Source organism: Propionispira arboris (assembly GCF_900109225.1).
GTDB classification, from domain to species: Bacteria; Bacillota; Negativicutes; order Selenomonadales; family Selenomonadaceae; genus Propionispira; species Propionispira arboris.
The window spans coordinates 1-8132 of record NZ_FNZK01000035.1 but is presented as its reverse complement, the minus strand read 5'-3'; the positions used below and the strand labels follow the sequence as shown (position 1 = coordinate 8132).

At 34.7% G+C, this 8132-nt stretch carries 10 protein-coding genes; all 10 read right to left on the bottom strand.

What is annotated here, in order from left to right:
- Nucleotides 1-312 (bottom strand): ATP-binding protein (locus tag BMY14_RS20200; protein ID WP_218144946.1); only part of this gene is annotated, 312 nt, incomplete at its 3' end.
- A 570-nt stretch (nt 313-882) separates the two neighbouring features.
- Entirely contained in the window at nt 883-1701 is an 819-nt protein-coding gene (locus tag BMY14_RS20195; protein WP_091836009.1) for an SDR family oxidoreductase, read from the bottom strand.
- A 14-nt stretch (nt 1702-1715) separates the two neighbouring features.
- Complete coding sequence (locus BMY14_RS20775) at nt 1716-2264, bottom strand: MurR/RpiR family transcriptional regulator (RefSeq protein WP_218144945.1); 549 nt, start codon at nt 2262-2264, stop codon at nt 1716-1718.
- The gene (locus tag BMY14_RS20770) at nt 2240-2572 is read right to left on the bottom strand and encodes a MurR/RpiR family transcriptional regulator (RefSeq protein ID WP_218144944.1); all 333 of its coding nucleotides are present in this window, start codon (nt 2570-2572) and stop codon (nt 2240-2242) included. Before BMY14_RS20770 ends, BMY14_RS20775 begins: the two co-directional genes overlap by 25 nt.
- Before the next feature lie 46 nt (nt 2573-2618).
- Entirely contained in the window at nt 2619-3878 is a 1260-nt protein-coding gene (locus BMY14_RS20185; RefSeq protein WP_091836006.1) for a zinc-binding dehydrogenase, read from the bottom strand.
- A 31-nt stretch (nt 3879-3909) separates the two neighbouring features.
- Nucleotides 3910-4740 carry a PTS system mannose/fructose/sorbose family transporter subunit IID gene (locus BMY14_RS20180; protein WP_091836003.1) on the bottom strand — a complete coding sequence of 277 codons (831 nt, stop codon included), beginning with the start codon at nt 4738-4740 and terminating at the stop codon, nt 3910-3912.
- Nucleotides 4741-4755: 15 nt separating this feature from the next.
- Nucleotides 4756-5559, bottom strand: a complete 804-nt coding sequence (locus tag BMY14_RS20175; protein WP_091836001.1) for a PTS mannose/fructose/sorbose transporter subunit IIC — start codon at nt 5557-5559, stop codon at nt 4756-4758.
- Between the two features lie 78 nt (nt 5560-5637).
- Nucleotides 5638-6111, bottom strand: coding sequence for a mannose/fructose/sorbose PTS transporter subunit IIB (locus BMY14_RS20170; protein WP_091835998.1), 474 nt, complete (start codon nt 6109-6111; stop codon nt 5638-5640).
- 1 nt (nt 6112) lies between these two features.
- A complete protein-coding gene (locus BMY14_RS20165) occupies nt 6113-6538 on the bottom strand; it encodes a PTS sugar transporter subunit IIA (protein ID WP_091835996.1) in 426 nt (141 codons plus the stop codon).
- 949 nt (nt 6539-7487) lie between these two features.
- On the bottom strand, nt 7488-8132 hold a 645-nt coding region (locus tag BMY14_RS20725), incomplete at its 5' end, for a hypothetical protein (RefSeq protein ID WP_218144915.1).

Sequence of the window (8132 nt, the reverse complement as noted above, 5' to 3'; positions counted from 1 at the left end):
TTTAGCCTTTTCCTTAACACTCATTTGACGGATTAGCTTCAAAACATTCAGCGATATATTACTTTTAAAAGAATCCCTTTCGGCAATTTCAATATGTTCATAATGGATACCCTTTGCCTCTGCCATATCTTCAATATGATTCAGCAATACAGTTTTCCCTACGCCTCTAAGACCATAATAGACAACGGATCTAGCAAAATAGCCATTGGCAATATAACTTAATATTTCTTCTGCTTCTCGAATCGTATTTTCACGACCTGCTAAATATCTAGGAGGCACTCCCGCACCGGGCGTATATGGATTCAATAACATATAAATCGTTCCTTTTTGCTTTATTTTCTTTCATTATATTCTTTCTACACAAAAATACAACCATTTACACAAAAATATTCTTATATTGTATTATACTTTATCTATTTCGCGTGAAAAGGTTTATGTTGCTGGCATTGTTTTTCACTCCTTTTAAGCCACAGGGTATTTTCCCTTGTGGTATATTTTTCTCTTATTTTCTTCTTCAATTTCTGTATAAACCTCCAAGTTTTCTAAAACATCGGTATTTTTGATTTCTTTTACGGGTATACGCATAGCCCTGGTATTCCATACCAGCAATAGGTTGATCTTTAGCTTTTCTGCGAAAATTTATTTACTGATTTCTTCTATTTTTGTATATTTTCTAGGCATAAAAATGACCTCCTATCGTAATTTGGTTCTACGATAAGAGGTCTCCTTTTCCACTATCTATTTTCAGGGTACAGTATATTTTAAATTGTTCTCGCCAAATGGACGCAGCTTATAATTTACAGCCTCAATTCACTTTATGTTTTACACCAATCATTGAAAAGAAGCCCCTAAGACAAATTCAACTATTTTTTATCATCCAAATTAACCTCTGGTTTTTCCTCCCGCAATATTATATGTTACACCATGCACATAACTCGATCTTTCGCTGCCCAAATAACATACAAGGTCTGCAACTTCTGTCAATTTTCCAGATCTTCCTAAAGGTATTGTAGATGTTGTATTATAACCTTCTCGTAATTGTTCAACAGTAATACCACGTGTATATGCCAAAGCCGTTTCGTACTGAATAGTCCGAAGCCCCGTTGCCTCTAGAATTCCAGGCGCAATACCGACAACTCTAACGCCTAGTTTCCCTAATTCTTTTGCCCACGATCGAGTAAATGAATTAACCGCATTTTTAGTAGCAGCATAAATACTTTGTCCTTCGGAGCCTTCCAAACCACTTTCCGATGACATATTTATAATTACGCCACTGCCTTTTTTTACAAATTCTCTACCCACAGCCTGTGCGCAAAAGAAAACACCTTTTAAATTAATATTAACTATTTTTTCAAACACAGCCTCATCCAATTCATACTGTCCATTTTCTTTTTCTGGATCAATAAGAAGTCTAGGAATATTAATTCCTGCATTATTCACCAAAATATCAATTTCACCAAATTTTTCTTTTGTTTTTTTCACCATATCATTGATACTATCAAGGTTTGTTACATCCGTAATAATATAATAAATTTGACCACTATTTTCATTTTCATCGAAAGTAGGAATATTCGAGTTAATATCACAAACAACAACATTTGCTCCATTATCTATATACATCTGTGCTACAGCTTTACCAATTCCCGATGCACCACCAGTTACAATTACTGTTTTCCCCTCTAAATTCAACCAAGATCTCATTTTACCGCCCCTATCTAAATTTTATCATCTGCAATAGACTGCTCATGTGCATTAATACAGTTATGAGAATCCGCCTTGCTGCTAGCTAATAAAAAGAATAAAGTTTCAATTACAGCCATCGCTGCCAACCTTGTAAATGTAAAGCTAAATTCCTTGAAAAATAATCGTTCCCTTGATACCGCATTAATATGATACTTACATTTCAAAGCCAATGAAGATTTTGCATAATTAGTAATAGCAATTACAGTTGCACCTTTTTCCATGGCAGTGTCAGCAATGGTCAAAAGATTTTTTGACTCTCCCGACGATGAAATAGCGATAACAACATCTTCCTTACTTATGGTATGGACAACTGCCAACTGATTTTCCCATATTGGCGAAGAAAATGCTATAATACCCAATTCATTGAATTTATAAGCACCGTCCAAAGCTATAGGAATTGTATTGCCCAGTGCAGCAAATATTACCATACGAGCGTTCTGTATGCATTTAATAATCTCTGCCAATTCTTTAACATTGATATTTGAAAGCGTCTGTTTTAATTCTTCATATTTGTTTGACAAAATATTATGAAGTGACTGCTCAATGTCATTGATATCAATATCATTGGATACTTTTTTTCGCTATCAGTAGTTTCTTTTGCCATCTTTATCTTCAAATGGTGAAACCCCTTGCAACCACATTTTTTGCAAACTCTAACAATGGTAGCATTACTGGCTTCACTAGCATCTGCTAGCTCTGATACAGTCATTTCTATAACTTTGTCCGAATTTTCCAGTATATAATCTGCTACTCTTTTTTCCGCATCAAACAGTTCATTATAACAAGAAAATATCTGATCTATTACCTTAATTTCTTTCTTGTTTTCCATTGCTAAGCACCTCCTTTATCACTTGTTGTGACTTTGTCTTATTATATTATAACGCGGGTGCATTTTCCATAAAATATTGTTCTGCCTCATGGCTCCAAAGCCCACCAGTTTTACCAATAATTTTATGCAATTCTTTTTGTAACTCACTACCATTATTTTCAAACTCATCCAAAGCAGTCAAGCTAAATCTTTTTTGTGTATAAACAATTTTTTTACCACCCGTGAATTCAGGCAATTTTAAAGTAGTATCTACAACATCATTTAAGCCTAAAATATGTGTTGCAATTTTTGCTACATTTACACGTTTATTTTCAATCAAAGCCACGGCTTCTTTCATATCTCCAGTATTTCCACCACTTGTTCCAACAATGTGTATTGCCTTATAATGCACATTGTAAAAATTTATTTTCGGTCTAAAGTCTCTGACAGAAGGTCCGGCAAAAAAATTCAAACACCCATCATACGCAAGAATTTCTTCAGCCTGCGTCACCATATTCTCTTCAGGCACAAAAACAAATACATCATCAAAACCATAATTATCTTCAGTTAAACCTGTTAATGTTTTTGTAATACTTGATATTTTACCCGTATTTATATAATGAAGTTCTACACCTTGCCTACTAGCCTCTTCTTGTGTATAAAGTTTTTTTGCTAAATCGAGCTTGCTTTGTGTTCGTCCTGTTATCACAAGCAGTTTTGGTTTTTTCGGACCATGTAAAGCAAAATCAATTGCCAAGAATCCCATCGGTCCTGTTGCTCCCAATATTGCCATATTACCATTTTCCTTTATACCCATAATATGCTTATGGCTGTACATTTTTTCCAAGTGATAATTTGCATTAAATGCTCCTATAACACATGACAATGGTTCTACCAACGATCCTTCAAAATAAGTATCACCGGTATACTTAAGCAAACTTCCATTTAACATGACTTGATTTTGAATAATAATTTTCGTTGCATTCCCACCAATAAATTGATAAGAATAGCCTGGTGCCAAACCCCCTTTTACACCAATATTAGGCTGAATCACAAATTTATCGCCTACGTTATATTGAGCTGACCATTTCTTTCCTACAGCCAAAATTTTACCACAAAATTCATGTCCAATTATAATGGGGTTTTTATCAATATCATTCGGAACTTTCGTATGATTATACCCCTGTTTCACTGCTTTAAATGTTGACATACATAAACTATCCGTAAAAACTTCCGCCAAAATTTCATCGTCTTGCATAATTGGCAAGTCAAATTCCTCTAAACGTAAATCTTTTGCACCATATAATCGAACTGCTTTTGTTTTCATATGTTATTTACCCTCTTAATAATTTTCTATATCACGCCAAAATGCCTAGTACCGAGCCAATAATACCTACTGCAAATAAGATAAAGATCAATAAAATCGGACTCATCTTCATTTTTAATAATTTGCAAATCAACAATGTCAATCCAAGCCCCAATAATCCTGGCATAAGTTGGTCAAAAATATTTTGCAAAGTTGTCACGACCTCAGTACCATTCGCACCTGGAATTCGAGAAATGACAATTGGTACATTAATAACTGTCCACTTAGAGACTAGCGCGCCCATAACAAACAATCCCAGTATTGATGCTCCTTCAGTAATCTTTTGTAGTGTGTTGTCTTTTAAATCTGTAAGAATCAAATTAATTCCCTTACGGTATCCATAATCAATTCCCCCCCACAAAAAAGCAAGCCTGACTACATTGAAGATCATAAAAAATGCAATAGGGCCTAAGATACTACCTGTCAAGGCAATAGAGGCACCTAAAGCTGCTGCTATCGGTCGTAACGTTCCCCAGAACAAAGGATCTCCAACCCCGCATAAAGGTCCCATCAAACCAATTTTAATACTGCTAATTGCACCATCCTCTATGTTGGCTCCATTAGCTTTGGCCTCCTCCATGGCTACAGTTACGCCCAAGACTGGACCCACACATGCAGGTGTTACATTAAAAAAAGAGAGATGTCTTTTGAGAGCGGCAGCTTGTTCTTGTTTTGTTGAATACAATCTTTTAATAGCCGGAACCATATCAAAGCAAAAACCCAGTGCATGAATTCTTTCAAAATTAAAGGATGCCTGTTGAAAATTTGTTCTAATAAAGATATTGATTAAATCCGATTTTGTTAATTTTTTCTTGTTTTCCATATAAATACCTCCCTTTTAATCTTCTAACTCGTCATCCAATAGCGAATTAACACTTGCTGCAGCCATTGGTTGATTTGTAATATGGAACTTTGGATTCAGTTGTACATATATAATAGCAGCCACTACTCCTAATACACCAAAAGCAACCAAGTTAAAACTAGTAAAGCTCGCTATAACAAAACCTAAAAAGAAAAACGGCATTAAATATTTTGCTCCCATCATATTCAAAACCATTGCATATCCAACTACTACAATGAAACCACTCGCAACTTTAAGGCCAGTTGTAATAAATGTCGGAATCATAGACAACAATTCTCCAATTCCTGCTGGACTTACAAATAAAGAAATCAGCAATACAGGAATTGCCACTCGCAATGCTTGTACCAGCAAAGCCCCAATATGGCAAATATCAATAGCTCTAAAATTTGCTTCTGCTGCATATCTGTCTGCTGCATGTTGAAAAGCTACGGTAATTGTTCTTACAATAACGGTTAACACCTGGCCTGCTGCTGCAACAGGCAAAGCAATCGCAATCCCAGTTGCAATAGACTGATTACCTATAATAACAATCATGGCCGAAATAATGCTGGCAAGGGCTGAATCTGGTGATTGTGCCGCACCAATATTCATCCATCCCAATGCAATCAATTCCAAAGTACCACCTAATATAACACCTGTTGTAATATCGCCTAAGACAAAGCCAACCATTGTACATGCAATCAATGGACGATGCGTCTGAAAAGAATCTAAAACACTTCCCATTCCCGCAATGGATGCCACCACAAAGAGTAACACAATTTGAATTATACTCAACTCCATGTCAAATACCTCTTTTCTACTTGATTTATGATTTTATACTCATCTTCATTCAAATAAAACCTAAAACTCAATTCAACCTTACAGCTTGGACATAATATCAATTTTTGCATCGTTTACAATTGGTCTAATTTCAAGCTCCACCCCCAATTCATGCATTTTTTGGAATGCTTCCCTATCAACGTCATCTATTGAAACGGCCTTGGTAATTTGTTTTTTTCCTTCTTTAAATGCCATACCACCAATATTAACACTTTTAATCGGGACACCTCCTTCAATCATTTTTAATACATCTTGGGGACAAACAAACAAAAAGAACACCGTATCTTGTTCATATTTTGGATTATTATAAACACGAATTGCTTTTTCAATATCAACAACACTAACCTTAATGCCAGGAGGTCCAACCTGTAATACCAACGTTTTTCGAATCGTATCATTTGCAACCTCATCGCTACAAACAATTATTCTTCCTGCATTTGCTTCGTGTGCCCACACCGTCGCTACCTGTCCATGAATCAGTCGATCATCAATTCTACATAAATTAATTTTCATCTTATAACTCCTCCTCATCGTTTGTTATCTCTCGTAGTACCTGTCTTGCCGAACGAACATAGTTGTTTTTATTCTCATTTACACTTTTCACAATATCTTCTATGGTCATTTCTTCATTTTGATTGAGCATCAATATTTCCAATAACATCGGAAGACTTACGCCGGTCAAAACCTCTACTCTGGAATTTTTTATTGCAATTGCTGACGCAGCATTATAAGGCGTTCCACCAAATAAATCCACAAGAAAAAGTATCTCTTTATTCGATATATTTTTTATATATTCTGAATATTTCTGTTGCAAAATATCGGTATTTTCGCCCGAAAGAAATTCTACTGCATGTACATTTATCTGTTTTCCACAAATCATTTCTACTGAAGTTAATAATTCTTTTGCTAAGAAACCATGAGCTGCAATGATTATTTGCATATAATCTCCCCTTTTTGTTTAATACTATAAACGATTAAACTCAACTCCATTTCAATAGAAAATACTTGAGACAAAAGATTTGTTTGATTCCCTCGCATGACATCAGCTTATGATGTTAAATAAGTTCAAAGAAACTTTATTCTTTAATTGTTTATTTATAAGAACTTTAATTTCTCTTGTCTTTGAAATAATTATACAGCAGAAAAATGTTTTGTCAATAATTTTATTAAGAAATAAATTTTCTTGTGTAATTGAGATATGCTATAATTTTATAGATCGGTTTACTTGAATCTATCATTTTTTCAATTCAACAGATCTATTTCGGCAAAACGATACAAATTAATACTACAATTCCACATTTATATTACTTAGAAAAATTCCACCTAAAGGGATACCGCAAATGGTCTCCCTTTTTCTTTAATAAACTTATACAATATATAATTTAATATTCAACCCATGCTGAATAGAAAACGCCGTTATTACACATAAGTACAACAACATCTACAACGTAAAACACAATACAATACACTACTGCAAAGTAATTTTATTATTTTACTCACAATAAGGTTTTTTGCACAAAAATAGGCTTCACAGAAAACTCTGTGAAGCCTTAATATTCCTATGGAGCGGGCGAAGAGAATCGGACCCTCGTGTCTTGCTTGGGAAGCAAAGCATTTGCAAATTTCACAAAAAATATCATTATAAATAAAGTCTCATAAACCCTTTATTTATAATGGTTTATAGCTATTTTCTAAAGGCTTTATATTGGATAATATTGGTAACATTTTGTTTGATTTCAACCTATTTTTCATTGTTTTTTTCACGATAAGGTTTTTTTAAGGTTTTTTCTTCAAAGCTAAATATTTACTACCTGAACATCAAATAAACAATTTCCACTTATTTTTATCTATAAAAGCTGCCTATGAATATGATAATAAACTTTCTAATCTTATGAAATTCCATGTATCCGCTTTAAAAATTTATCAAACTGCGGCACCGTAAAATCAACTTCTCCACGATTTGCTGAGTAAATAAATCCTTTATGAATGAGCTGCGCCCTAAGAGGTGATACCGCCGACAATAAGCACTGCATTTGTTCTGCAATGGCTTTCGTCGAGCACGGCAGTTTTTCACACTTTACCATTGCAATCATAAATTCTAATTCTCTTGGTGTTGCTCGATCATGACGGACTTTAAAGAAACTTTCATCTAAGCTCTTCTCAAATGCCGGATAGGCTGCTTCTGCCATTGATTGATCAATTTCCAAACGCTCTTCAGAGACTTCAGCCCAAACTTGTTTGCCATATTCCTGTAAAAAATACGGATAACACTCCGTTATATCTAAGATCATTGCCAAGGCATCTTCACTATAAGAAACCTTCCACCGTCTCGCTGGTTCCTCTAAAGCCAATTTTCCTGCTGCATTTTCCAGAGATCCAATTGAAACAAATTGAAAAAGTCGTTCTGCGTAGGATTTTATATCACCAGCAATCTTCGCAATTTTCGGCAGACCGGCTGCGAAAATAACTAGCGGTAATGCTTTTTGATTTACCCTGTGAATTGCTGCAATCAGCGCTTCAAATTCATCATCTTT

Excerpts from the sequence above, each read along its gene's own strand:
- BMY14_RS20170 (WP_091835998.1), bottom strand. The coding sequence starts at position 6,111 with ATGAAAATTAATTTATGTAGAATTGATGATCGACTGATTCATGGACAG.
- BMY14_RS20165 (WP_091835996.1), bottom strand. The coding sequence starts at position 6,538 with ATGCAAATAATCATTGCAGCTCATGGTTTCTTAGCAAAAGAATTATTA.
- BMY14_RS20185 (WP_091836006.1), bottom strand. The coding sequence starts at position 3,878 with ATGAAAACAAAAGCAGTTCGATTATATGGTGCAAAAGATTTACGTTTA.
- BMY14_RS20175 (WP_091836001.1), bottom strand. The coding sequence starts at position 5,559 with ATGGAGTTGAGTATAATTCAAATTGTGTTACTCTTTGTGGTGGCATCC.
- BMY14_RS20770 (WP_218144944.1), bottom strand. The coding sequence starts at position 2,572 with ATGGAAAACAAGAAAGAAATTAAGGTAATAGATCAGATATTTTCTTGT.
- BMY14_RS20195 (WP_091836009.1), bottom strand. The coding sequence starts at position 1,701 with ATGAGATCTTGGTTGAATTTAGAGGGGAAAACAGTAATTGTAACTGGT.
- BMY14_RS20180 (WP_091836003.1), bottom strand. The coding sequence starts at position 4,740 with ATGGAAAACAAGAAAAAATTAACAAAATCGGATTTAATCAATATCTTT.